Genomic DNA, 22,702 nt, shown 5'->3' on the forward strand with positions numbered 1-22,702 from the left:
AAAAGTCACCGACCTGGCCGAACGATCCACATCGGACCAGCCATACCAATGAATCTGTCAGGGCTTTCGCGCCAGGCCGAGCACCAGGTGCGTCCCCAGCCCGAACAACAGCCCCCAGAACGCCGAACCGATCCCGAACAGGCCCATCCCCGACGCACTCGCCAGGAACGTCACCACCGCCGCGTCCCGCCCCCGCTCCTCCGCGACCGCCGCCGCCAGGCTGCCCTGCAGGGACGCCAGCAGCGCGACCCCCGCGATCACCGCGATCAGCTCCTTCGGCAGCCCGGTGAACAGGCTCACCAGCACCCCGCCGAAGCTCCCCACCACGACGTACAGCGCCCCCGAGGACATCCCCGCGACATAGCGCCGCCGCGGGTCCGGGTGGGCCTCCGGGCCCGAGCAGATCGCCGCCGTGATCGCCGCGAGGTTGACCCCGGGCGAGCCGAACGGCGCCATCAGCAGCGACATCGCGCCGGTCGACCCGATCAGCAGCCGGTCGTCCGCCCGGTACCCGAAGGCCCGCATCACCCCGAGGCCCGGCGCGTTCTGCGAGGCCAGGACGACGATCGTGAGCGGCAGCGCCAGCCCCACCACGGCCGACCAGGAGAACGCGGGCACCGTCAGGACCGGCACGGTCGGCCCGCCCGACCCCACCCGCAGCGGCAGGCCGACCGTGACCGCCGCCAGCACCCCGCCCACCAGCAGCGCCACCGGCACGGCGTAGCGCGGCGCGAACCGCTTGGCCAGCAGGAACGCCGCGAAGCTCCCCACCACCAGCACGGGCGCGCCGTGCACCGCCCCGAAGATCCCGGCGCCGAACGAGAACAGGATGCCCGCGAGCATCGCGTTGACGATCCCCACCGGCACCGCCGCGATCAGCCGCCCGAACCAGCCCGTCACCCCGAACAGCGTCACCACGACCGCACACACGACGTACGCCCCGACCGCCTCCCGGTACGGGTACGCCCCGAGGCTCGTCACCAGCAGCGCCGCCCCCGGCGTCGACCAGGCCGTGATCACCGGCGTCCGGGTCCACCAGCTCAGCAGGAACCCGCTCACCCCGCTGCCGACGCCCACCGCCCAGATCCAGGACGCCGTGTGCGCCGCGTCCAGTCGCCCCGCCGAGGCCGCCGCGAGGACCACCACCAGCGGCCCCGAGAACGACACCGCGATGCACACCAGCCCCGCCAGCAACGCCGTCCCCGACGCGTCCCGCCGCAGCGACCGCCGCTCCCCGTCCCCGTCCGCGTCCCCGCCCGGCACCGTCCCCGGACGGACAGTCAGCTCATCCGTCATTCCGGCAGTATCCCGAAACACGGCTCCGGAAGGCTTCCGAAAAAACTTCTGAACCCACCTGCAACCACCGGCGGGGATGCGCGTCTATACGGATGAAGGCACGGAGAGCGAGACCGGCAGAGCCGGGGGGCGCTTCCGCTCAGGAGGAGCGGGGCCGGTCGTCTTCACCCACCACACCGTCAGACCCATGACCCCGGGGAGTCACGTCATGCGCACGTCCGTTATCACCCGCTTTGCGAAGAACACCCGCTCGCTCTCCACCCGCCGCACCCTCGCCGCCCTCGCCACCACCGCCGTCCTCGCCGGCGGCATCCAGATCCTCACCACCGACACCGCCTGGGCCTGCGGCGACGAGAACTCTGCCGCCACCACCGCCACCACCCCGGCAGACGACCAGGCGGTCTACCAGGACAACGACTTCGCTCTGCACGGCGACGGCGCGAAGGCGGCGTTCCTCAGCCCCGTCCCGACCACCCTGACCCTCGGCGGCCCCAAGGTCGAGTTCGGCATCGAGATCGCGAACTTCAGCAAGGCCGACTACAACAAGGTCTCCGCCGGCCTCGGGCTCTTCAACCCGCACGGTGGCACCCCGCGGCCCTCCCAGGTCACCGTGGAGGTCATGGACCACGGGCACTGGAAGCGCCTCGCCATGAAGAACGGGTGCGACCCGGCGATCCACGCCGCGGTGGACTCCCTGGGCGAACCGCTCGCCGTCGGCCACGCCCGCCGCTACATGTTCCGCGTCGCAGTCTCCGCCGACGCCCCCAAGGACCTGAACGAACTGGAGGTCTACGGCGGCGCCTTCGCCCCGGCCACGACGCACGTGAAGGTCGTCCGCCCGGCCCCGGCCGCCAAGCCCGTCCCGACCGCCTCCGCGAAGCCGAGCGCCTCGGCCAAGCCCAAGGCCGCCCCGGCCAAGCCCGCCGCGGACGAGACCAAGGCCGCCGCTCCGGCCGCGCCCGCCGCCGAGGCCCCCAAGTCCCCCGTCACGAGCCCGACTTCCGCCCCGGCCACCACCGCGCCGGCCGGCACCCCCGAGCTCGCCCAGACCGGCTCCTCCTCCAACGGCTTCCTCGCCGGCTCCGCCGCCGCCCTCCTCGCACTCGGCGCGGGCGTCCTGATCGCCGTCCGTCGCCTCCGTCCCCAGCGGTAACCGACGGACGGACACCACGAAGGGGCCTTCCTCCACACCGATGTGCGGAGGAAGGCCCCTTCCGTGGTCCTACCGGCCGGTCAGCCCCAGGTGATCAGGCGCTTCGGCTGCTCCAGGAGGGCGGCCACGTCGGCCAGCACCCTGGAGCCCAGTTCCCCGTCCACCAGGCGGTGGTCGAAGGAGAGGGCCAGCGTGGTCACCTGACGCGGGACCACCTTGCCCTTGTGCACCCACGGCAGCTCCCGGACCGCGCCGAAGGCGAGGATCGCGGCCTCGCCCGGGTTGAGGATCGGGGTGCCGGTGTCGACGCCGAAGACGCCGACGTTGGTGATGGTGACCGTGCCGCCCTGCATGTCGGCCGGCGAGGTCTTGCCCTGGCGGGCGGTCTCGACCAGTTCGCCGAGCGACGTGGCCAGCCCGGTCAGGGTCTTGGCGCCGGCGTCCTTGATGTTGGGCACGATCAGGCCGCGCGGGGTGGCCGCGGCGATGCCGAGGTTCACCTGGCCCTTGATGACGATCTCCTGGGCCGCCTCGTCCCACTGCGCGTTGATCTCGGGGTGCCGCTTGATCGCGGTGAGCAGCGCCTTGGCGACGATCAGCAGCGGGCTGACCCGGACGTCCCGGCCCAGCTCGCCGCTCTCCTTGAGCCGGCGGACGAACTTCATCGTGCGGGTCACGTCGACCTGGACGAACTCGGTGACGTGCGGCGCGGTGAACGCCGAGGCCACCATGGCCTGCGCGGTGGCCTTGCGAACGCCCTTGATCGGCACCCGGACGTCGCCCGCGGCGGACCCGGACACGACGACCGGAGCCTCGGCCGGCTCGGCCGCGACGGGCTCGGCGGCAACAACGGCGGCAGCGACCGCGGCCGGAGCCGAGGCCGCGGCGGCCAGGGCCGACGCGTGCGCGTGCACGTCCTCGCGGGTGACGACGCCGTCCCGGCCGGTCGGGGTGACCGCGCGCAGGTCGATGCCGAGGTCCTTGGCCAGCTTGCGCACCGGCGGCTTGGCCAACGGCCGCTCGCCGGCGTGCTGTTCGGCCACGACAGGAGCCACGGCAGGAGCCGCGACGGGAGCCGCGACCGGGGCCGGAGCCGCGGGGGCGGCCGGCGCGGCCACGACCGTGGTCGTGGTGGTCCGACGGGCCCGGCGCTGGGCGGTGCCGGTCCGCGGACCGTAGCCGACCAGCACCTCGCGCCGCTCGGGCTCGGCCGGCGCGGCCGGCGCCTCGGCCGCCGGAGCGGCGGGGGCGGCCTGCGCGGCGGGGGCGGCCGGAGCCGGGGCCCCGCCCTCCCCGGCGACCGCGACCGAGATGATCACGGTGCCGACGTCGACCGTCGCGCCCTCGGGGAAGAAGAGCTGCTCGACGACCCCGTTGAACGGGATCGGCAGCTCCACCGCGGCCTTGGCGGTCTCCACCTCGCAGACGACCTGGCCGTCCGTCACCGTGTCACCCGGCTTGACGTACCAGCTGAGGATCTCGGCCTCGGTGAGGCCCTCGCCCACATCGGGCATCTTGAACTCGCGGAGCGAGCGAACTTCGGTGGTCATCTTCGCTCCCCGGTATCAGAACGCGAGCGCGCGGTCGACGGCGTCGAGCACGCGGTCCAGGTCGGGCAGGAATGCCTCCTCGACCCGGGACGGCGGGTACGGCGCGTAGTAGCCGCCGACCCGCAGGACCGGCGCCTCCAGGTGGTAGAAGCACCGCTCGGTGAGGCGGGCGGCCAGCTCGGCGCCCATGCCCAGGAACACCGGCGCCTCGTGCACCACGACGGCCCGGCCGGTGCGCTTGACCGACTCCTCCAGGGTGGCGAAGTCCACCGGGGAGAGCGAGCGCACGTCGACGACCTCCAGGCGGCGGCCGTCCTCCTCGGCGGCCGCGGCGGCCTCCAGGCAGACCTTGACCATCGGGCCGTACGCGATCAGCGTCGCGTCGGTGCCGGGCCGGACGATCCGGGCGTCGTACAGGCCCAGGTCGGCGGCGTCGCCGACCTCGCCCTTGTCCCAGTAGCGGCGCTTGGGCTCCAGGAAGATCACCGGGTCGTCGGAGGCGATGGCCTGCCGCAGCATCCAGTGCGCGTCGTGCGCGCTGGACGGGGTGACCACGCGCAGGCCGGCGGTGTGCGCGAAGTACGCCTCGTGCGACTCGCTGTGGTGCTCGACCGCGCCGATGCCGCCCGCGTAGGGGATCCGGATGGTGACCGGCATCTTGACGTGGCCGAGCGCGCGGGCGTGCATCTTGGCCAGCTGGGAGACGATCTGGTCGAAGGCCGGGTAGACGAAGCCGTCGAACTGGATCTCCACGACCGGGCGGTAGCCGCGCAGCGCGAGGCCGATCGCGGTGCCGACGATGCCCGACTCGGCGAGCGGGCTGTCGATGACCCGGCCCTCGCCGAAGTCCTTCTGCAGGCCGTCGGTGATCCGGAAGACGCCGCCGAGCTTGCCGATGTCCTCGCCCATCAGGAGGGTCTTCGGGTCGTCCTCCAGCGACTTGCGCAGGGCGCTGTTGAGCGCCTTCGCGATGCTGAGCTGACCGGCCATCAGAGGTTCTCCCCCGCCTCGAAGGAGGCCGCGTACTGGACGTACTCGGCCCGTTCCTCATCGACCAGCCCGTGCGGCTCGCTGTACACGTGGTCGAAGATCAGCGTCGGGTCCGGGTCCGGCATGCTGCGCACGCCCTCGCGCACCCGCAGCCCAAGCTGCTCGCTCTCGGCGTCGATCGCGGCGAAGAACTCCTCGTCCGCGAGGCCCTCCTTCTCCAGGAGGGTGCGCAGCCGCAGGATCGGGTCCTTGGCCTTCCAGGCCTCGGTCTCCTCGGTGAGCCGGTAGCGGGTCGGGTCGTCGGAGGTGGTGTGGGCGCCCATCCGGTAGGTGAACGCCTCGATCAGCACCGGGCCGTTGCCGCTGCGGGCGTGGTCGAGCGCCCAGCGGGTCACGGCCAGGCAGGCCAGCACGTCGTTGCCGTCGACCCGGACGCCCGGGAAGCCGAAGCCGGAGGCGCGGCGGTACAGCGGGATCTTGGTCTGGGTGGTGGTGGGCTCGGAGATCGCCCACTGGTTGTTCTGGCAGAAGAACACCACGGGGGCGTTGTAGACCGAGGCGAAGGTGAAGGCCTCGTTGACGTCGCCCTGGCTGGAGGCGCCGTCGCCGAAGTACGCGATGACCGCGTCGTCCGCGCCGTCCTTGGTGATGCCCATCGCGTAGCCGGTCGCGTGCAGGGCCTGCGCGCCGATCACGATGGTGTACAGGTGGAAGTTCTTCTCGTTCGGGTCCCAGCCGCCGTGGTTCACGCCGCGGAACATGCCGAGCAGGTTCAGCGGGTCGACGTCGCGGCACCAGGCCACGCCGTGCTCGCGGTAGGTGGGGAAGGCGTAGTCGCCGGTGCGCATGGCACGACCGGAGCCGACCTGGGCGGCCTCCTGGCCGAGCAGCGAGGCCCACAGGCCCAGCTCGCCCTGGCGCTGGAGCGCGGTGGCCTCGCCGTCGAACCGGCGCACCAGCACCAGGTCGCGGTAGAGGGCGCGCAGCTCCTCCGGAGTGGTGGTGAGCGGGTAGTCCGGGTGCTCGACCCGCTCGCCTTCCGGCGTGAGCAGTTGGACGAGCTCCGGCTGGGCGTCCGTACCCGTGGCGCGCTGGGTGTCAGGGACGGAGGGGGCCGCCTTCTTGCGGGCCCTCGCCGTGCTTTTGACGGTCACGTTCACTCCTCGGTCTGTCCGGCCGCCCGGGGTCGCCGGTGACCGGTCCGGTCACCGCCTCGCGGGGCGCGTGGGTATGCGCACCTGTTGCGGGGCAGGTGGTGATCCTGTTCCGACGGCGTCCCTCACGAGAACGTTACCCAGCGTCCGCCCTTGGCGCGCCTGCGCTAGGACGTCCTACTTGTTCAGGGCCTACAACCCCGTGGGTGCCGCGCTCGGCTCGCCGTCGGTTGGGTGGGGGTGACGGACCGCGTGACGCAGCTCTCAATTCGGGCGCCTTCAGGACACCAGCGCACGTTATCCGGGCGACGGCCCGTACGTAAGGGGGTTCTCGGTATCGGTTTCGGACCGGTCTGGCCGGAACACGCCCCTGGGGCAGTACGTACGAGAGGCCACTTGTAGGGTCATATGGGAGGTTTTGGGTGTGAGTGATAACGGACAAATCAGAGTTTTCCTGCTCGACGACCACGAGGTGGTCCGACGGGGCGTGCACGACCTGCTCTCGGTCGAGGACGACATCGAGGTGGTCGGGGAGGCCGGCACCGCCGCCGAGGCGATCACCCGGATCCCCGCCGTCCACCCGGACGTGGCGGTGCTCGACGTGCGTCTGCCGGACGGCAACGGGGTCGAGGTCTGCCGGGAGGTCCGCTCGCGGCTGCCCGAGCTGAAGTGCCTGATGCTGACCTCCTTCTCGGACGACGAGGCGCTGTTCGACTCGATCATGGCCGGGGCCTCCGGCTACGTCCTGAAGGCCATCCGCGGCACCGACCTGATCACCGCGGTGCGGGACGTCGCGGCCGGCAAGTCGCTGCTCGACCCGGTCGCCACCAGCCGGGTGCTCGCCCGGCTGCGCGACGGCGGCGAGAAGGAGGACGAACGGCTCGCCCAGCTCACCAAGCAGGAGCGCCGGATCCTCGATCTGATCGGCGAGGGGATGACGAATCGTCAGATCGGCAACGAGTTGCACCTGGCCGAGAAGACGGTGAAGAACTACGTCTCCAGTCTGCTCGCCAAGATGGGCATGGAGCGGCGCACCCAGGCGGCGGCCTTCGTGGCCCGGCACCAGGCCGACCAGCAGCACTGAGCCCGGGCAGCATCACAGTTCTGACGACTTGTCAAGGGCCCCCGCCAGGGGGCCATAACCTCTGGCTGTGACTTTCAGCCAGACCCTCGCCTGCGCCCCGGCCCGCCCCGACCTCGCCGCCCCGCCGATAGGGACCCTCAGCCCGCCCGTCCCGCGCGCCGCCCTGGCCGAGGTGCTGTGCCGCTACCCGATCGGACGGATACTGACCGCCGAACCGGTCGCCGAGGGCCTGCTCAACCGCGGCTACCGGGTCGTGACCGAGGCCGGTCCCCATTTCTTGAAGTGCTACGTCGACGCCGCCACCGCCAACCGTCCGAAGATCGTCGCCCACCACCGCGCCATGGCCGCGCTGCACGCCCTCGGCCTGCCCGTCGCACCCCCGCTGACCCGCACCGACGGCGCCGGGACGGTGGCCTCCTCCGGCGGCCGGCTGTTCGCCGTGTTCCCGTGGGTGGATGGCCGACACCGGCACGGTACGGAGCTCCCCCTGCCGCAGTGCGACGCTCTCGGCGCGCTGCTCGGCCACCTGCACGGCGCGCTCGACGACGTCTGCGCCCCGCTCGACCAGCCCGACGGCTACCGCAGCGCCGACCCGCTCGACAGCGCCGACCTCGCCCGCGACCTGCTCGGACACGCCCGCGCCCACCGCCCCCACGGCGACCTCGACGCCCTGGTCGAACGCCGGCTCGCCGAACGGCTGGAACTGCTCGCCGACCACGCCCACCGCCGCCCCGCCCCGCAGGCCGCCCCGCCCACCGGCTGGACCCACGGCGACTTCCACGGCCTCAACCTGCTCCACCCGGCGGCGCTCGACGCCCCCGGCGCGCCCGGGGCGGACGGCGTCGTGGCCGTCCTGGACTGGGACAAGCTCGGCCCGCAGCCGCGCGCCGAGGAGGCCGTCCGCGCCGCCACCCTGCTCTTCAACGACCGGACGACGGGCACGCTCGACCTCGTCCGGGTCCGGCACTACTCGCAGGCCTACCGGGCCACCGGCGCCGCCACCCCCGAACACCTCGCCGCCGCCGCCCACCGGGTCTGGTGGGAGCGGCTGAACGACTTCTGGATGCTGCAGTGGCGCTACCAGCGGGGCGACCACCGGGCCGACCCGCTGTACCCCGCCTCCGCGGGCCAGTTGGCGTGGTGGTGCCAGGAGTACGAACAGGTCCTGGACGCCTTCGCCAACTGACCCCGGCCGGAAGCCGGTTCAGCCCCCGATCAGCCGAGCGTCGGCGGCGGCGTGATCGGGGGCTTGCCCGTCGGCGGCGCCGGCTGGCTGGTCCCCGGGTTCGCGCCGGTCGGCGTGCTGCCGCCGCCGCTCGGCGTCGACGGCGCCGTCGTCGGGGTGCTGGACGCCGACGAGGAGGCGGTCGGGGAGTGCGTCCCGGTCGGCGTCGGCGTCTGGCTCTGCGTGTGCTTGTTCGTCGGCTGCGGCGACATGTTGGTGCCGCCGTTGCCGCCGCCGTAGTTGCCGTTGTCGGTCGGCTGCGAGGGCTTCCGGCTGTTCGTGTTGGAGGCCGGCGGGCTCTGGCTGCCGCTCGCGGGCGGCGTGGTGGCGTCGGTGCTGCTCACCGCCGGGGCGGGCGTGCTGGGACCGAGGTTGGTGCCGCCGCCACCGCCGCCACCGCCCCCGCCGCTGAGCGCGAGCGCGATGCCGACGCCGGCCGCGACCAGGACGGCCGCGATGCCGGCCACCCAGCCCCACGGCCCGCGCCGCCGCCCGTACCCGTCGTCGTCCCCGCCGTCGTGGCCGTCGTCGTAGGGGCCGCCAGGGCCCTGGTAGGGCGAGGACGGGGTGTGCGGGCCCGCGGGCGGCCGGCCGCCGTGGTACGGCAGCACCGAGGTCGCGTCGCCCGCGCCGATCGCGCCGAAGGCCGCGGTGGCCGCCGTCTGGTCCGGCCGGATCACCTGCGTGGCGCCGGTGTCGCCGGGCGCCGCGGGCAGCCCGGCCGTGGCGCCGGCCCAGCCGGCCCCGGCCGCGCCGTGCATCTCGCGCAGCGCGTGCTGGACGTGCGCGCGGAACTCGTCGGCGTCCTGGAAGCGGTCGTCCGGGTTCTTCGCGAGCGAGCGCAGCACGATCCCGTCGAGGCCGACCGGCACCCGGCTGTTGGCCTGCGAGGGCGGCACCGGCGGGTCCTGGACGTGCTGGTAGACCACCGAGAGCGGGGTGTCGCCGGTGAACGGCGGGCGCAGCGTCAGCAGCTCGTAGAGCATGCAGCCGGCCGCGTAGAGGTCGGAGCGGTGGTCGACCGGCTTGCCGAGGGCCTGCTCGGGCGACAGGTACTGCGGGGTGCCCATCACCATGCCGGTCTGGGTCATGGTGGTGGCCCCGCCGGTCAGCGCGCGGGCGATGCCGAAGTCCATCACCTTGACCGCGCCGGTGGTCGTGATGATCACGTTGGCGGGCTTGATGTCGCGGTGCACGATGCCGTGCCGGTGGCTGTAGGCGAGCGCCTCCAGCACCCCGGCGATGATGATCAGCGCCTGGTCGACCGGCGGCGCGGCCTCGTCCACCAGCAGTTCGCGGACGGTCCGGCCCTCGACCAGCTCCATCACGATGTACGGGGTGGACTCGTCGCCGAAGTACTCCTCGCCCGTGTCGTAGACCGAGACGATCGAGTGGTGGTTGAGGGCCGCGACGGCGTGCGCCTCGCGGGTGAACCGCGCCCGGGCGATGTCGTCCTGGGCGAGCTCGCCGCGCAGCAGCTTGACCGCGACGGTCCGGCCGAGCCGGATGTCCTCGGCGGCGAAGACCTCGGCCATGCCGCCGCGGCCGAGCCGGTGGGTCATCCGGTAGCGGCCGTCACCGACCGTGCCCAGGGGGGCGGCGGTGCCGCGCCCGGGGGTCTGCGGGCCGCCGGGCGGCACCGGCGGGAACGCGCTGGTCGCGGCGTCGCTCCCGGGCGCGCTCGGCTGCGGGGCCCCGCCGGTCCGGCCGGCCGCCCGGGCGCCCTCGTCGTCGTCCGGATGCTGCGTCTGTGCCATCGCTCCTCGCCCCGGGCGTTCGCTCGGATCGCGGTGCCCTGTCGCTTTCGTATCCCCGAACGCTACCGCCTCCGGCGCGCGCCGTGACACGCCCGATCCGGCCGCGACCGGTCAGAGCAGGCCGGAGCGCTCCGGGGCGTCCAGCACCAGCACCACGGCGGACGGCGCGGCACTGCCGTACGTGGTGCTGTGGGTGTTGTTCTTCGCCTTGTTGATCACGATCGCGATGATGATGCCCGCCAGGACGAGCACACCGATGATGATCATGATGACCACGGCCGCCGTCGAGCAGCCGCCCCCGCCGGCCGCCGGGGCCGGGTTCGGCCGGTACGGCGGCACGGGCTGCGGCGGCGGGGTGTGCGCGGGCCGCTGGAACGGCTGCGGCGTCTGGTACGCCGGCGGCGGGGTCTGGTACTGCGGCTGCTGCTGCGGGAAGGGGTGCGGCGTCTGCGGGGCCTGCGGACGCGGGGTCTGGTAGGCCGGCGGCGGCGTCTGGTACTGCGGCTGCTGCGGCGCACCGCCCTGCTGGAGGTACTGCGGGTGCGGCGTGGCCGGGTTCTGCGGCGCGGCGTGCACCGAGCGCGGGCCCTCGTTGATCACCAGCGGCGTGCTCGCCTGCAGCGAGTGCCCGCCGCCGCCCTTGAGCTCGGCGATCAGCCGCTCCGCCTCGTCCCGCATGGCCTCGGCGCTCGCGAAGCGGTGCGCCGGGTCCTTGCGCAGCGCCTGGGCCACGAACGCGTCCACCGCCGGCGGGAGCGACGGGTTCATCGTGGACGGCGCCGGCGGCTCCTCCTGCACGTGCTTGTAGGCGATCGAGAACGCCGAGTCGCCGTCGAAGACCAGCTGGCCGGTGAGCATCTCGAAGAGCATCACGCCGACCGAGTACAGGTCGGAGCGGGCGTCGACCGGCTTGCCGAGGGCCTGCTCGGGCGACAGGTACTGCGGGGTGCCGACCACCATGCCGGTCTGGGTCATCGACGTGACGCCGGATTCCAGCGCCCGGGCGATGCCGAAGTCCATGACCTTGACGTTGCCCTTGCGGTCGAACATGACGTTGCCGGGCTTGATGTCGCGGTGCACGAGACCCATGTCGTGCGAGGCCTCCAGCGCGTTCAGCACGCCGATGGTGACCCGCAGGGCCTCCTCGGTCGGCATCGCGCCGTACTGCGCGACGGCCTCGTTGATCGTCTCGCGCAGGCCCTTGCCGTCGATCAGCTGCATGACGATGTACGGCGTGCTGGAGCCGTCGGGGGCGACGTCCTCGCCGCTGTCGTACACCGTGACGATGTTCGGGTGCTCCAGGCGGGCCACCGCCTGCGCCTCGCGGCGGAACCGCTCCTTGAACGAGTCGTCCCGGCCCAGCTCGCTGTGCATGCTCTTCAGCGCGACCTGGCGGCCCAGCACGCTGTCGAACGCGAGGTGCACGGATGCCATGCCGCCCTCGCCCAGCAGCCGCTGCAACACGTAGCGGCCGTTGCCCAGGGAGTAGCCCTCGACCGCCGCGTTGCCGTGCTCGCTCATCTGCTGCTCCCCCTCGGCGCGGGCGTCACCGCCGCGACCGTGACGTTCGGTCTCGTCCGTACGTGCTGCGGTCCGGGCCCGTCGGCCGGCCCGGCCCCCTGCCGCGGCGGCTGCACCGGCCTGCGACAGGGGGCCAGGGTATCGGCTCCCGCCGACGGTGATCGGTCCAGGGCCGCTCCGCGGGGATCGGCCCGGTGGCTACCCGCCGGTAGCCCGCCCGGCGGCGGGCCGTCCCGGTACGACCGGCGGGTGCGCCGTGCGGGCGCGGGCCGCGGGTGGGGCCGCGGGCCGCGGGTGGGCCTACAGGTAGGGGCCGGAGCGGATCCCGCGGCCCTGGCCGGGCTCGTCCTCGTCCGGCTCGCCGCCGTGCAGACCGGGCGGCAGCGCCCGGCGCATCTGCTCCAGCTGCGCCCGCGCGGCCATCTGCTGCGCGAACAGCGCGGTCTGGATCCCGTGGAACAGCCCCTCCAGCCAGCCGACCAGCTGGGCCTGCGCGATCCGCAGCTCCGCCTCGGTCGGGATGGAGTCCTCGGTGAACGGCAGCGAAAGCCGCTCCAGCTCGGCGACCAGCTCGGGAGCCAGGCCCAGTTCCAGCTCCTTGATGGAGCTCGCGTGGATGTCCTTCAGCCGCGCCCGGCTGGCCTCGTCGAGGGGCGCCGCCCGGACCTCCTCCAGCAGCTGCTTGATCATGCTGCCGATCCGCATGACCTTGGCGGGCTGCTCGACCATCTCGGTCACCGGGAGCTCGCGCGGCCCCTCGCCCTCGTCGTCCCCCGCCGGGCCCGCGAACCCCTGGCCCACCGGCATCCCGTCCGGTCCGAGGATCAGCACCTTCTGGCCGTCCTGCGACGAGCTCTCGTTCATCGGATTCGTCATGAACAACATTCTCTCTCACTGGGGTTGGTCGGGCGGAAGCCCCCGGCCCGCACGGCCGGTCCCGACGGTACGCCCCGGCCGGCCCCTCGGGAATCCGTACGGATACTCAGTTCTCGCGCGCCGCACCGCCGCAGCACCCCCCGATCCACCGCAACCCCGCACACAACCTCCCCCACACCCACCCGCGCCGCACCGACCCTCCTCCGCCGGATCCGAACCCGCGCGCACGGCCGCCCCGCCCCGCCGCCCGTCTCCCGTCGGGCGGTTACCAGCCCCTGCGCAGACGCAGGCCGACCAGGCCGAGGCCGCAGCCGATGAGGCCCAGGCCGGCGCCGAGGGGGAGCTGCAGGGTGGAGGCGTCGCCCCAGCGGGCCGGGATCACGGTGGGGGCGGCGATGGCCTGCGTGGCGGCCGTCGCGGCGGTGTCCGGGGCCGCGTCGTCGGCCGGGGTGTCCGGGGCGTCGGCGTCGGCGGCCCCGGGAGCCTGTTCGGCGGACTGGTCCGGGACCTGCTCGACGGCCCCGTCGGACGCCTGGTCGGGCGCCTGGTCCGGCGGCTGCTGCGGCGATGTGTCCGGCGCCTGCTCCGGCGCGGCGGGCCGGTGGCGGTGGGCGCGCGGGTCCCAGTCGTCCGGGCGGGAGTGGGTGGCCGCACGCTCCGGCGGCGCGGCGGACGGGACGGCGCCCCCGGACCAGCCGGACCCGTCCGGCCCGTCCGACCGGTCCGCGCCGTCGGCCCGGTCCGCGGCCTCCGCCGAGGTCGCCGCCCCCGGTCCGGGGGCGGCGACGGCCACCGTCGCGGCGGCCAGCGGCAGGACCAGCCCGAGCACGGCCGCCGCGGCCAGCCGGCGGGCCCGGGCGGGGCGGCGGGAGGGAGCGGCGGGCAGCGGCCCGAGGTGCGCGTGCGTTGGTGCGGCCACGGTCGGAGGTCCTTCCGACGGCCGACCGCGCGGGGCGGGGTCGGCGGCGGGACAGCTCCGGACCAGCCTCACACACTCCGGCAATCAGGGCATTTCGGACGCCCCGCGGGCGCCGGTGCCGCCGCACCCGCAAGGCCTCAGGCCCGCAGCACGACCTTGCCCACCTGCTCCCCCCGCTCCAGCACCCCGTGCGCCGCCCCGGCCTCCGTCAGCGGCAGCACCCGGTCGACGACCGGCTTGACCACGCCCGACTCGACCAGCGGCCACACGTGCTCCCGCACCGCCGCCACGATCGCCGCCTTCTCGGCCAGCGGCCGCCCGCGCAGGTTGGTGGCGACGACCGCGCCGCGCTTGCGCAGCAGCGTGTTGAGGTCCAGCTCCCCCTTCACCCCGCCCTGCAGCCCGATGATCACCAGCCGTCCGTTGACGGCGAGCGCGTCGACGTTCCGCTGCAGGTACTTGGCGCCCATGATGTCGAGGATCACGTCCGCCCCGGCCCCGTCGGTGGCCTCCCGGAGCGCCTCGACGAAGTCCTGCTCCCGGTAGTCGATCACGATGTCCGCCCCGAGCTCGGCGCACCGCGCGAGCTTCCCGGCGCTGCCGGCCGTGACCGCCACCCGGGCGCCGACGGCCTTGGCCAGCTGGATCGCCATCGTCCCGATGCCGCTGGCGCCGCCGTGCACCAGCACGGTCTCGCCGGGCCGCAGGTGCGCGGTGAGGAAGACGTTGGACCACACCGTGCAGGCCACCTCGGGCAGCGCCGCGGCCTCCTCGAAGCCGAGCCCCTTCGGCAGCGGCAGCAGCTGCCCGGTCGGCACCGCGACGCGCTGCGCGTAGCCGCCGCCGGCCAGCAGCGCGCACACCTCGTCGCCGACGGCCCAGCCGGACACGCCCGGCCCGAGGGCGGCGATCCGCCCGGCGCATTCGAGCCCCGGGTACACCGGGGAGCCGGGCGGCGGGTTGTAGAAGCCCTGCCGCTGGAGCAGGTCGGCCCGGTTGACGGCGGTGGCCACCACGTCGACCAGCACCTCGCCCTCACCGGGCACCGGGTCCGGCACCTCCGCCCAGACGAGCGCCTCGGGACCACCGGGTACGGGAATCGTCATCGCATGCATGCCCCGAACCTACTGCGCGCCGCCCCCGGCCCGGGGCAACGGCTGCGTCACCCCGCCGACTTGATGACGATCACCCGGTCGGTGAGCTGGAGCACGGCGGCCTCCGGCTCGGTGTAGTTGATCACCCGCCGGCCGCGGACCACCGCCACCACGAGGTCCTCGCACGCGCGCGGGCTGTGCCCGGCCTCGGCCCGGGTGACCGGCCGCTCGACGACGTCCAGGCCGTTGCCGTAGGTGAGCAGGTCCTCCATGACCGCCCCGGCGTGCGGGCTGAGCATGGACAGCCCGAGCAGCCGGCCGGCCGAACTGGAGCTGGTGACGACGACGTCCGCGCCGCTCTGGCGCAGCAGCGGCGCGTTCTCGTCCTCGCGGACGGCCGCGACCACGGTGGCGGCCTTGTTGAGCTGGCGCGCCGTCAGCGTGACCAGGACGGCGGTGTCGTCCCGCTCGGGCGCGACGACGACCCGGGCGGCCGTCGGCAGCGCCGCGCGCAGCAGGGTGTCGGTGCGGGTGGCGTCGCCGACGACGCCGACGAGCCCGTGCTGGGAGGCGTGTTCGATCACCTTGCGCTGCGGGTCGACGACGACGATCTCGTCCTTCTTCACGCCCTGCCCGAGCAGCGTGTCGACGGCGCTGCGGCCCTTCGTGCCGTACCCGATCACGACGGTGTGCTCGCGCACGGTGGACCTCCAGCGGTTCAACCGCCACTGCTGGCGGGTGCGTTCGGTGAGCACCTCTAGCGTGGTGCCGACCAGGATGATCAGGAACAGCACGCGCAGCGGGGTGATCACCAGGATGTTGGTGAGCCGGGCGCCCGAGCTGTACGGCGTGATGTCGCCGTACCCGGTGGTCGAGAGCGTCACGGTCGCGTAGTACGCGGAGTCGAGGAAGTCGAGCCCGCCGCCGGCGTTGTCGTTGTAGCCGTCCCGGTCGAGGTAGACGATCACCGTGGTGGCGACCAGGACGGCGAGCGCGAGCAGCAGCCGCGAGCCGACCTGCCGGACGGCGGGCGCGCTGCGCCGGGCGGGCAGCACGATCCCGGCGTCCGCCCACGGCTCGGTGCCCGGCGCGGGCCCGCGCAGGAGCTTGCTCATGCGCGCCCCTCCTCGGTTCGCCCGCTCACGGAGCCTCCAGCAGCTCGACGAGGTCGCCGGCCCGCGCACCGCCCGGCGGGACGACGGCGAGCGCCTCGGCCCGGGCCAGGCCGCGCAGCATGGCGGGCCCGTCGAAGGCGAGCGGGACGACGCCGTCGGCGGTGCGCCGGACGGGCAGCAGCCGGGTGTCCGTCGGGTGCCCGGCCAGCGGGACGGCGGCGGGCGCGGGGGCCGGGCCGTCGGCGGGCCGGCCGCTGCGGGCGTGCAGCAGCGGCAGCGCGAGCGTGACGGTGCCGGCGACGGCGGCCAGCGGGTTGCCCGGCAGGCCCACCAGGTGGCGACCGCCGGGGAGTTCGCCCGGGAGCCCGCCCGGTGGAAGTTCGGCGAGCAGCATCGGGTGGCCGGGGCGGACGGCGACGCCGTCGACCAGCAGCCGGGCGCCGACCTCGTCGAGCGCGCGGTGCAGGAAGTCGACCGGGCCGGCCGCGGTGCCGCCGGTGGTGACGACGACGTCGGCGGTGGAGTGCCGGAGCGCGTCCCGCAGCAGCCCGAAGTCGTCCCGGACGGAGCGGACTTCGGCCACCTCGGCACCGCACGCCCGCAGCCACGGCGCCAGCATCGGTCCGAGCGCGTCCCGGACGAGACCGGGCCCCGGCACCCCGGACGCGACCAACTCGTCACCGAGGACGAGGAGTTCGACGACCGGGCGGCGGCGGACCGGGAGCCGGTCGTGGCCGCAGGCGGCGGCGAGGCCGAGCACCGCCGCGTCGACGGGGGTGCCGCCGGGCAGCAAGGCCTCGCCCCGGCGGCACTCCTGGCCGCGCGGACGGACGTCCTGGCCGGTGGTCGTCGGCCGGGGACCGCAGTCCCGCAGCAGCGCGCCGTCCGTCGAGCCGTGCTCGCGGCGCAGCACGGCGGTGGCACCGGGCGGCAGTTGGGCGCCGGTGGCGATCTCGACGGCGGTGCCGTCGGCCAGCGGCGCGACGGCGGCCCGCCCGGCCAGCAGCCGCCCGGCGACCCGCCAGGGGCCGGGGCCGGCGACCGCCCAGCCGTCCATGGCGGAGGTGTCGAAGGCGGGCAGGTCGGTGAGGGCGGCCAGCGGCTCGGCGAGCGTGTGGCCGAGGGCGGCGGCGAGCGGCAGCACGACCGGCGGCAGCGGGCGCAACCCGGCCCGGCGGGCGGTCTCGCGGGCCAGTGGCCAGGCCATGGTGCCGGGCCCGGCCGGGGGCGCGGTCACGGCGGTCTCCTCGACGGCCGTCACGGCCGGCCCGGCCCGTCCGGCCCGTCCGGCGCGCTCCAGCGCTCGGCGAGCACGGCGGTGCGGCGGGCCGCCTCGGCGACGGCCTCGGGGCCGCCGCCCTGCTGGGCGGCCGCGTACCCGATCAGAAAGGCGGTCAGCGGCGCGGCCGGCCTGGCCACCCCGTGCGCGACCACCCGGGTGAGGTCCAGCAGGCCACGGACATCGACGTCCAGGTCGATCCCGAGTTCGGCGCGGACCTCCGCGATCCAGTCATCCAGCGTGCGCTCCATGCGCCCCATGCTGCCTGATCGGCGGTTTCCCCGGGATGTTCCCCCGGTGTGCGGGGCGCGTCGTTTCCCTCACGACCCCGCCCGCCGCCTGGTGAGCACCCGTCCGCAGCACCCGCCGCACGGCCCTCTGCTCCCCCTACCTCCCGTCCCGGTCCCACTCGCGGGCCCGTTCCAGGTCCTCCCACGTGTCGCAGTCGTACGCCACGTTGTCCGTGTCCGCGACCAGCAGCCGTCCCAGGCCGCCGGTGAGGCGACGCAGCGGGAGGCCGGACGGGTCGCCGAGGGCGGCCAGGGCACTGCGCAGGGCGGCGGTGCGGTAGGCGGCGGCGAGGGGCTGGTCGCGGCCGCCGGCGTCCACCAGGACGGCCGCCTCGACCGCCGGTTGCGCGTCTTCGAGGGCGGTGACGAGCCGCTCGACCGTGCGCCGGTCGAGGAACGGCAGGTCGGCGGCGAGCAGCAGCACCGTCGCGGCGTCGACCAGGTCGAGCCCGGCCGCGACGGCGGCGACCGGCCCGCCGCCGGGCGGCTGCTCGCGGGTCCAGCGGACGCCGGTGCGGGTGGTGGGGCGGTCCGGGCCGACCACGACGGTGGTGCGGGCTCCGGTGCAGGCGGCGAGCACCCGGTCGAGCAGGGTGGTCTCGCCGACGGTCAGCCCGGGTTTGTCGGCCCTGCCGAGGCGCCGGGCGGCCCCGCCCGCCGGAACGATCACGTCGTACGGCGTCATGCCGCCAGTATCCGCCCTACCCGGCCGCGTCCTCCTCGTCCTCCTCGCCCTCCACCACATCGTCGTCCCCGTCCGGCGACTCCTCGCCCGCCCGCGCGACGTTCGCCGCCGCGCCCAGCTCCAGGACGACCGGCAGCGTCAGCTCCCCGTACCGCTCGTTCACCGCCGTGACCAGCGCCTCCGCGTCGTCCGGGTGCTCGGCCAGCAGCCGGTCGAAGTCCTGCAGGTACTCGCCGGTGAAGGCGAGCACCCGGGTCGCGTCGTGGCCCTGGTCGGGCGCCCGGTGCCCGGCGATCACCCGGTCGACGTCGAGGTCGGCGATGCGTCCGAGGTTGTGTCCCCAGGTGACGCGCTGCGCGGGGGTGGTGTCGGCGGTCCACACGTGGGTGCCGTTGTAGACGAAGTCCCCGGCGATCACGGTGCGGATGCTGGGCACGTGGACGACGGTGGAGTCGCCGCAGTCGCCCTGCCCGAGCATGAGCACGGGGATCACCTGGCGGTCGAGCATCAGCGGCTGCGGCAGCAGCGGGGCCGGGATCAGCGGGTGGTCGGGGATGTCGTCGCCGTACACGGGCTTCCACTGGGCGACCTTGGCGGCGACGGTGCGGTGGATGCCGTCGACGACCGCCGGTGCGGCGAGCAGTTGGGCCTCGGGGAAGAGCTTCAGCACCTCCTCGGCGCCGAAGTAGTGGTCCGGGTGGTGGTGGGTGACGACGATGGCGAGCAGGCGCCGCCCCTTGCCGGCCACCCACTCGGCGAGTTCGCGTCCGGCGCTGCGGGTGAGCTGGGCGTCGACCAGGATCGCGGTCCGCTCGCCGAGGATCAGGGTGGAGGTGGCGAAGAAGGCCGACTCGGGGCCGGTGAAGACGTCGATCTCCAGCGGCCGGACGGGCTGTTCCCCGGTCTCCGCGCGGTCCGCGTCGGCGCTCTCCTCGGGCGGGGACGACGTCACGGGTTGCTCCCTCTGGTCGGCGGCCGGGCTCTCTGCGCCCCACCGGTCTGCGCCCTACAGCATGGGAGAACGGGCGCCCGAATACGCGGAAGGCGCGCCCGTGCGGGCGCGCCTTCCGGCGAGGGTCACGTCGGCGGCCGGGCCGGGCCTCAGGCGGCGAGCTCCTTGGCCCTGCGGGCGGCGTCCTCCAGCGCGCGGGCCTTGGAGTCGGCTGCGTTCTGCACGAAGTCGGCCATCGCCGGCACCTTCGGAGCCAGGGTGAACTCGGGGACGATGAAGTCGACCTCCAGCCCGAGCATCCCGGTCAGCACCTTCTCCAGGTAGGTGGTGACGAACTCGTACGGCTCGCGCGGCGCGCCGGGCGCGTAGGAGCCGCCGCGGGCGGCGACCACGGTGACCGGGGTGCCCTTGGCGGAGGGCGTCTCTCCGGCGGTGCGGCCCATCAGGATGACCTGGTCGAGCCAGGCCTTGAGGGTGGACGGGATCGTGAAGTTGTACATCGGGCTGCCGATGACGATCGCGTCGGCCTGCTCCAGCTCGGTCATCAGCTCCTCGCGCAGGGCGAGCGCGGCGTCCTGCTCGGCGGTGCGGCCCCCGGCGGGGACGAAGGTCGCCGAGATCCCGTGCACGTCGAGGTGCGGGACCGGATCGGCGGCGAGGTCGCGGTAGACCACCGTGCCCTCGGGGTGCTGGGCCTGCCAGGCGGCCCGGAACGCCGCCGAGACCTCGCGGGAGACGGAGCCGTCGGCGACGGCGGACGAGTCGATGTGGAGCAGGGTGGGCATGACGGTACCTCCATCGGATAAGTAGCTGCCTTTTCCCCCGCAGCTGCAACTACCGTAGCAGCTTACTTTTCTGCAGTCACTAGGGATCGGTCAGGTACGCTGGAGCCATGTCCGAGCACGAGGTAGTGACCGACCGCCAACCGGCCGCCTCCGACGCGTGCGCCGAACAGCGCACCTGCTTCAACGTCGAGCTGGCCCTCACCCGGGTGTTCACGCTGCTCGGCAAGCGCTGGACGGGCCTGCTCGTGGGCGTGCTCAACCACGGCGGCCCCGCCTACTTCTCCGAGCTGCGCCGCGCCGTCCCCGGCATCAGCGAGCGCATGCTCTCCGACCGCCTCACCGAGCTGACCGAGGCCGGCCTGGTCCTGCGCGAGGTCGACGCGGGCCCGCCGCTGCGCGTGAGCTACCGCCTCACCGACGCGGGCGCGGCCCTGCGCCCCGCGCTCGACGAGCTGGCCGTCTGGGCCGACCAGTACCTCCCGGAGAGCGCCCTCAAGGGCGGCTGCTGAGAGTCGGCCCGACCCGCGCACGACCGCGGACACGACGAAGGGCCCGCCCGCTGTTCACACAGCCGGCGGGCCCTTCGCCCGGAACGTCAGGGGTTCAGCGCCGCTTCGCGCCCCGCAGCCGGGCCACCCGGTCCGCGATGCCCCACGAGGTCACCCGCCAGAGCGCCTCGATCACGATGCTGCGGCTCATCTTGGACGCGCCCAGCTCGCGCTCGACGAAGGTGATCGGCACCTCGGCGACCTTGAAGCCGGCCTTCACCGTGCGCCAGGCCAGGTCGACCTGGAAGCAGTAGCCGGCCGAGGCCACCTCGTCCATGCCCAGGCCGAGCAGCGTCTCCTTGCGGAAGGCGCGGTAGCCGCCGGTGACGTCGCGGATCGGCACGCCCAGCATCAGGCGCGAGTAGGTGGAGCCGCCGCGGGAGAGCAGCAGGCGCGACTTCGGCCAGTTCACCACCCGGCCGCCGGGCACCCAGCGGGAGCCGAGCACCAGGTCGGCGCCGCGCAGCGCGGCGAGCAGCCGGTCGAGCTCCTCGGGCTGGTGCGAGCCGTCCGCGTCCATCTCGACCAGGACGTCGTAGCCGTTGTCGATGCCCCAGCGGAAGCCCGCGAGGTAGGCCGCGCCCAGGCCCTCCTTGCCCTTGCGGTGCAGGACGTGCACGTGCTGGTCCTCGGCGGCCAGCTTGTCGGCGAGCTCACCGGTGCCGTCGGGGCTGTTGTCGTCGGCCACCAGGACGTGCGCCTCGGGCACCGAGGTGCGGACCCGTCCGACGATCCGCTCGACGTTCTCCGCCTCGTTGAACGTCGGAATGATCACCAGCACCTTGCCGAGATCAGCAAAACGCGGCTGGTTCACGGTCACGTACAAACCTCTCGGCCAATGGCGGGAGTGCCGGTCACCGTCGCGCCCGCACTCCGGAACGCCGCTCCCGTCGGCGGCCCGCCGAGGGGTTCCGCGGCGGAAACTGCTGCGCACGGTGGAAACAACTGGGTCCTGGCATCCTACTACCGCACCTGCCGGACCCCGGCCCGATCGCCGCCGCGACCACGGCACTCGCACCGGACGCCCGCCGTTTCCCCTCACGTGACGCGCGTCGGCTAGGGTCGATGCCTCGCCCCGGCCCGGACCGCCCGCCCGGCCCGCCGAGGACGATCCGCTGGCCGCCGATCCGGCACACCCCGCCACCGCAGCGAAGGAGTAGGACCGCGCGCATGGACAGGCTCGTCAACACCATCCGCCCGTACGCCTGGGGATCGGCCACCGCCCTCCCCGAACTCCTCGGGCAGGACCCCACCGGCGAGCCGCAGGCCGAACTGTGGATGGGCGCCCACCCCGGCGACCCCTCCCGCACGGACCGGGGCGCGGGGCCTCGCCCGCTGGACGAGCTGATCGCCGCGGACCCCGAGGGCGAGCTCGGCACCGCGACCGTCGCGCGCTTCGGGCCCACCCTGCCGTTCCTGCTCAAGATCCTCGCGGCCGGCATCCCGATCTCCATCCAGGCCCACCCCACGCTCGACCAGGCCCGGGCCGGCTTCGCCGCCGAGAACGCCCTCGGCATCCCGCTGGACGCCCCCCGGCGGAACTACCGCGACGCCAACCACAAGCCCGAACTCATCTGCGCGCTCGACGAGTTCGAGGGCCTGTGCGGCTTCCGCCCGGCCGCCGAGGCGGCCGCGCTGCTGGCCGGCCTGGCGGTGCCCGCGCTCGCCCCGGTCATCGAGCTGCTGAGCGCCGGGGACGAGCCCGAGGCGCTGCGCCGAGCGCTGGCCGCGATCCTCACCATGGACGACGCGACCGCCGCCGACGCCGTCCGGCAGGCCGCCGCGCAGGTGGACCTCGCCGCCAAGGAGGACCCGCAGGGCCCCTACGCGGCGTACGCCCGGATCACCCGCGACTTCCCCGGCGACCGCGGCCTGATCGCCGGCCTGCTGCTCAACCACTTCCGGCTGCACCCGGGCGAGGCCCTCTACCTGGGCGCCGGCGTGCCGCACGCCTACCTGCACGGCGTCTGCGTCGAGCTCCAGGCCAACTCCGACAACGTGCTGCGCGCGGGCCTCACGCCCAAGCACATCGACGTGCCCGAGCTCATGAAGGTGGTCGTCTTCGAGGCCGGCGCCCCCGACGTCCTCCACCCCACCCCGGTGGACGGCACCCCGGGCGAGGAGCTCTACCCCGTCCCGATCGACGAGTTCCGCCTCTCCCGCTTCCGGCTGGACGGCACCGACCGCGAGATCGACGGCCGCACCCCGCAGATCCTGCTCTGCACCGCCGGCACCGCCCGCCTCACCGGCCCCGACGGCACCGTCCTCGACCTCTCCCGCGGCGAGTCCGCCTTCCTCCCCGCCACCGGCACCCCCACCCGCCTCTCCGGCACGGCCACCACCCTCTTCCGGGCCACCGTGACGATCTGAGGACGGCGACCGCCGAACGCGAAGGGCCGGGGGCGGCTCACGGGTGCGCACCCGTGAGC

General features: G+C 74.3%; 20 protein-coding genes and 1 pseudogene. 5 read left to right on the forward strand and 16 right to left on the reverse strand.

The genetic code is table 11. The features are described from left to right. Window positions 1–57 precede the first annotated feature (57 nt). Window positions 58–1,296: a benzoate/H(+) symporter BenE family transporter gene (locus ACFXDE_RS35115; protein ID WP_380498514.1), complete on the reverse strand. Its 1,239-nt coding sequence runs from the start codon at window positions 1,294–1,296 to the stop codon at window positions 58–60. Window positions 1,297–1,504: 208 nt separating this feature from the next. On the opposite strand from ACFXDE_RS35115, the gene ACFXDE_RS35120 reads away from it, so the two are divergent. Continuing rightward, entirely contained in the window at window positions 1,505–2,449 is a 945-nt protein-coding gene (locus ACFXDE_RS35120; protein ID WP_380498515.1) for an LPXTG cell wall anchor domain-containing protein, read from the forward strand. A gap of 80 nt (window positions 2,450–2,529) precedes the next feature. Here ACFXDE_RS35120 and ACFXDE_RS35125 read toward each other — a convergent pair whose 3' ends face one another. Genes ACFXDE_RS35125 through pdhA form a run of 3 tightly spaced genes read right to left on the reverse strand, consistent with a single transcriptional unit; the run spans window position 2,530 to window position 6,143 of the window. Continuing rightward, complete coding sequence (locus ACFXDE_RS35125; protein WP_380498516.1) at window positions 2,530–3,999, reverse strand: dihydrolipoamide acetyltransferase family protein; 1,470 nt, start codon at window positions 3,997–3,999, stop codon at window positions 2,530–2,532. 15 nt (window positions 4,000–4,014) lie between these two features. Continuing rightward, on the reverse strand, window positions 4,015–4,989 hold the full coding sequence (locus ACFXDE_RS35130) for an alpha-ketoacid dehydrogenase subunit beta (RefSeq protein WP_380441665.1): 975 nt from the start codon (window positions 4,987–4,989) through the stop codon (window positions 4,015–4,017). Continuing rightward, window positions 4,989–6,143: a pyruvate dehydrogenase (acetyl-transferring) E1 component subunit alpha gene (pdhA, locus tag ACFXDE_RS35135; RefSeq protein WP_380498517.1), complete on the reverse strand. Its 1,155-nt coding sequence runs from the start codon at window positions 6,141–6,143 to the stop codon at window positions 4,989–4,991. The genes ACFXDE_RS35130 and pdhA overlap by 1 nt, the downstream gene beginning before the upstream one ends. A 424-nt stretch (window positions 6,144–6,567) precedes the next feature. On the opposite strand from pdhA, the gene ACFXDE_RS35140 reads away from it, so the two are divergent. Beyond that, a complete protein-coding gene (locus ACFXDE_RS35140) occupies window positions 6,568–7,227 on the forward strand; it encodes a response regulator (RefSeq protein ID WP_380441668.1) in 660 nt (219 codons plus the stop codon). Between the two features lie 67 nt (window positions 7,228–7,294). Further along, complete coding sequence (locus ACFXDE_RS35145) at window positions 7,295–8,413, forward strand: phosphotransferase (RefSeq protein ID WP_380441670.1); 1,119 nt, start codon at window positions 7,295–7,297, stop codon at window positions 8,411–8,413. 29 nt (window positions 8,414–8,442) lie between these two features. On the opposite strand, the gene ACFXDE_RS35150 is transcribed toward ACFXDE_RS35145, so the two are convergent. The 11 genes and pseudogenes from ACFXDE_RS35150 to ACFXDE_RS35200 form a co-directional block, all read right to left on the reverse strand. Further along, window positions 8,443–10,209, reverse strand: coding sequence for a protein kinase (locus tag ACFXDE_RS35150; protein WP_380498518.1), 1,767 nt, complete (start codon window positions 10,207–10,209; stop codon window positions 8,443–8,445). 111 nt (window positions 10,210–10,320) lie between these two features. Then, window positions 10,321–11,730 (reverse strand): protein kinase, encoded by a 1,410-nt coding sequence (locus ACFXDE_RS35155; protein WP_380498519.1) that lies wholly within the window; start codon window positions 11,728–11,730, stop codon window positions 10,321–10,323. Between the two features lie 300 nt (window positions 11,731–12,030). Beyond that, window positions 12,031–12,606, reverse strand: a complete 576-nt coding sequence (locus ACFXDE_RS35160; protein ID WP_359970521.1) for a bacterial proteasome activator family protein — start codon at window positions 12,604–12,606, stop codon at window positions 12,031–12,033. A gap of 265 nt (window positions 12,607–12,871) precedes the next feature. After that, window positions 12,872–13,525, reverse strand: coding sequence for a hypothetical protein (locus ACFXDE_RS35165; RefSeq protein WP_380498520.1), 654 nt, complete (start codon window positions 13,523–13,525; stop codon window positions 12,872–12,874). Window positions 13,526–13,662: 137 nt separating this feature from the next. Further along, a complete protein-coding gene (locus ACFXDE_RS35170; RefSeq protein ID WP_380441679.1) occupies window positions 13,663–14,640 on the reverse strand; it encodes an NAD(P)H-quinone oxidoreductase in 978 nt (325 codons plus the stop codon). 47 nt (window positions 14,641–14,687) lie between these two features. After that, complete coding sequence (locus tag ACFXDE_RS35175) at window positions 14,688–15,734, reverse strand: potassium channel family protein (protein ID WP_380441680.1); 1,047 nt, start codon at window positions 15,732–15,734, stop codon at window positions 14,688–14,690. A gap of 25 nt (window positions 15,735–15,759) precedes the next feature. Further along, window positions 15,760–16,941: a molybdopterin molybdotransferase MoeA gene (locus tag ACFXDE_RS35180; protein ID WP_380498526.1), complete on the reverse strand. Its 1,182-nt coding sequence runs from the start codon at window positions 16,939–16,941 to the stop codon at window positions 15,760–15,762. Window positions 16,942–16,991: 50 nt separating this feature from the next. After that, window positions 16,992–17,289 (reverse strand): annotated as a pseudogene (locus tag ACFXDE_RS35185) (DUF6457 domain-containing protein); the annotation flags it as partial. A 111-nt stretch (window positions 17,290–17,400) separates the two neighbouring features. Continuing rightward, window positions 17,401–17,988 (reverse strand): molybdenum cofactor guanylyltransferase, encoded by a 588-nt coding sequence (locus ACFXDE_RS35190; RefSeq protein ID WP_380498521.1) that lies wholly within the window; start codon window positions 17,986–17,988, stop codon window positions 17,401–17,403. Window positions 17,989–18,004: 16 nt separating this feature from the next. Beyond that, window positions 18,005–18,940 (reverse strand): MBL fold metallo-hydrolase, encoded by a 936-nt coding sequence (locus ACFXDE_RS35195; protein WP_380498522.1) that lies wholly within the window; start codon window positions 18,938–18,940, stop codon window positions 18,005–18,007. Between the two features lie 149 nt (window positions 18,941–19,089). Beyond that, the gene (locus tag ACFXDE_RS35200; RefSeq protein WP_380498523.1) at window positions 19,090–19,725 is read right to left on the reverse strand and encodes an FMN-dependent NADH-azoreductase; all 636 of its coding nucleotides are present in this window, start codon (window positions 19,723–19,725) and stop codon (window positions 19,090–19,092) included. A 107-nt stretch (window positions 19,726–19,832) separates the two neighbouring features. Here ACFXDE_RS35200 and ACFXDE_RS35205 point away from each other — a divergent pair, with 107 nt between their 5' ends. Then, window positions 19,833–20,234: a winged helix-turn-helix transcriptional regulator gene (locus ACFXDE_RS35205; protein WP_380498524.1), complete on the forward strand. Its 402-nt coding sequence runs from the start codon at window positions 19,833–19,835 to the stop codon at window positions 20,232–20,234. Between the two features lie 94 nt (window positions 20,235–20,328). On the opposite strand, the gene ACFXDE_RS35210 is transcribed toward ACFXDE_RS35205, so the two are convergent. Then, window positions 20,329–21,093 (reverse strand): polyprenol monophosphomannose synthase, encoded by a 765-nt coding sequence (locus ACFXDE_RS35210; RefSeq protein ID WP_380441690.1) that lies wholly within the window; start codon window positions 21,091–21,093, stop codon window positions 20,329–20,331. Window positions 21,094–21,443: 350 nt separating this feature from the next. On the opposite strand from ACFXDE_RS35210, the gene manA reads away from it, so the two are divergent. Further along, the gene (gene manA, locus ACFXDE_RS35215) at window positions 21,444–22,643 is read left to right on the forward strand and encodes a mannose-6-phosphate isomerase, class I (protein WP_380498525.1); all 1,200 of its coding nucleotides are present in this window, start codon (window positions 21,444–21,446) and stop codon (window positions 22,641–22,643) included. The last annotated feature ends 59 nt before the right edge of the window (window positions 22,644–22,702 follow it).

Source organism: Kitasatospora sp. NPDC059408, from assembly GCF_042751525.1.
Lineage (GTDB): Bacteria > Actinomycetota > Actinomycetes > Streptomycetales > Streptomycetaceae > Kitasatospora.

Bases quoted from the DNA above. Each gene is read 5' to 3' on its own strand.
- ACFXDE_RS35115 (WP_380498514.1), bottom strand. From the start codon at position 1,296: ATGACGGATGAGCTGACTGTCCGTCCGGGGACGGTGCCGGGCGGGGAC.
- ACFXDE_RS35120 (WP_380498515.1), top strand. From the start codon at position 1,505: ATGCGCACGTCCGTTATCACCCGCTTTGCGAAGAACACCCGCTCGCTC.
- ACFXDE_RS35125 (WP_380498516.1), bottom strand. From the start codon at position 3,999: ATGACCACCGAAGTTCGCTCGCTCCGCGAGTTCAAGATGCCCGATGTG.
- ACFXDE_RS35130 (WP_380441665.1), bottom strand. From the start codon at position 4,989: ATGGCCGGTCAGCTCAGCATCGCGAAGGCGCTCAACAGCGCCCTGCGC.
- ACFXDE_RS35150 (WP_380498518.1), bottom strand. From the start codon at position 10,209: ATGGCACAGACGCAGCATCCGGACGACGACGAGGGCGCCCGGGCGGCC.
- ACFXDE_RS35155 (WP_380498519.1), bottom strand. From the start codon at position 11,730: ATGAGCGAGCACGGCAACGCGGCGGTCGAGGGCTACTCCCTGGGCAAC.
- ACFXDE_RS35160 (WP_359970521.1), bottom strand. From the start codon at position 12,606: ATGACGAATCCGATGAACGAGAGCTCGTCGCAGGACGGCCAGAAGGTG.
- ACFXDE_RS35170 (WP_380441679.1), bottom strand. From the start codon at position 14,640: ATGCATGCGATGACGATTCCCGTACCCGGTGGTCCCGAGGCGCTCGTC.
- ACFXDE_RS35175 (WP_380441680.1), bottom strand. From the start codon at position 15,734: ATGAGCAAGCTCCTGCGCGGGCCCGCGCCGGGCACCGAGCCGTGGGCG.
- ACFXDE_RS35180 (WP_380498526.1), bottom strand. From the start codon at position 16,941: ATGGCCTGGCCACTGGCCCGCGAGACCGCCCGCCGGGCCGGGTTGCGC.
- ACFXDE_RS35190 (WP_380498521.1), bottom strand. From the start codon at position 17,988: ATGACGCCGTACGACGTGATCGTTCCGGCGGGCGGGGCCGCCCGGCGC.
- ACFXDE_RS35200 (WP_380498523.1), bottom strand. From the start codon at position 19,725: ATGCCCACCCTGCTCCACATCGACTCGTCCGCCGTCGCCGACGGCTCC.
- ACFXDE_RS35205 (WP_380498524.1), top strand. From the start codon at position 19,833: ATGTCCGAGCACGAGGTAGTGACCGACCGCCAACCGGCCGCCTCCGAC.
- manA (WP_380498525.1), top strand. From the start codon at position 21,444: ATGGACAGGCTCGTCAACACCATCCGCCCGTACGCCTGGGGATCGGCC.